Origin of the sequence: Pseudomonas sp. 65/3-MNA-CIBAN-0223, assembly GCF_040310425.1 — a bacterium.
GTDB lineage: Bacteria > Pseudomonadota > Gammaproteobacteria > Pseudomonadales > Pseudomonadaceae > Aquipseudomonas > Aquipseudomonas gregormendelii.
Window position 1 is genome coordinate 1 of the sequence record NZ_JBEOPV010000243.1, and the last position, 254, is coordinate 254.

1 pseudogene is annotated in these 254 nt (G+C 61.0%); it reads right to left on the reverse strand.

Annotation, left to right across the window (positions count from 1 at the left end):
* Positions 1 to 254 (reverse strand): annotated as a pseudogene (locus AAEZ09_RS28750) (methyl-accepting chemotaxis protein); the annotation flags it as partial.

Below are 254 nucleotides of genomic sequence, written 5' to 3' on the forward strand. Positions count from 1 at the left end.
CGATAGACGGCAGCAAAACAGTGACCAACGTCGTCGCCCCGGCAAACACGGCGCTGACAAACAGCGCCAGCTTGCCCGCCAGCCTGACCCGCGGCAGACGCTGCCATAGCGGCGTGCGCCCCGAGCGCAACTCGGCGTAATCAGCCTCGGCCAGTTGCACACACTCAGGGCTAGGACAGGTACGCACCGATTGATACTCAACGATTTCGCCGTTTTTCATCACCGGCGTGACGTAAGCGCTGATCCAATAATGG